Source organism: Streptobacillus felis (assembly GCF_001559775.1).
Taxonomy (GTDB): Bacteria; Fusobacteriota; Fusobacteriia; order Fusobacteriales; family Leptotrichiaceae; genus Streptobacillus; species Streptobacillus felis.
In genome coordinates this window covers 1-449 of record NZ_LOHX01000203.1, presented here as the reverse complement: position 1 = coordinate 449, position 449 = coordinate 1, and the positions used below count along the sequence as shown (strand labels likewise).

Genomic DNA, 449 nt, shown 5'->3' with positions numbered 1-449 from the left:
CCACTTTGTAATATGCTTTAAATTGTGAATTTAAATGGAATTATGATTTAATACTAATATAAATCGTCAATTAAGGGTTAGGTTCTATTTGATGGCGGTTCGTGCATTGGCTTTTACATTATTTATACATGTGATATTATCAAAAATGATGTTTATAAGGTTATTGATAAGGAGTTGACCACATGAGTGATATAATAAGCTGTTAGATGAAGCTATTAAAGAAACCGAAAACTTGTACGAAGGAGAATTCTTTATTTTTAAGGAATTGTTTAAAGGATATGTATGTAACAGGATACCTAGAAAGGACTGTACTAATGTCTGAGTAGATGTTTTTGAGATATTTTAAATAATATAAAAAAAACTTGAATAAATGCTCATATAACTATTGACACAAGAGAAAAAAATAATATAATAAATATACAACGTATGAATGCTTGTCCAAGTAATCA

Annotated in this window: 1 protein-coding gene; it reads left to right on the top strand. The window is 26.9% G+C overall.

From position 1 onward, the window contains the following. The first annotated feature begins 199 nt into the window (after nucleotides 1-199). Entirely contained in the window at nucleotides 200-322 is a 123-nt protein-coding gene (locus AYC60_RS08590) for a DUF1413 domain-containing protein (protein ID WP_156447655.1), read from the top strand. The last annotated feature ends 127 nt before the right edge of the window (nucleotides 323-449 follow it).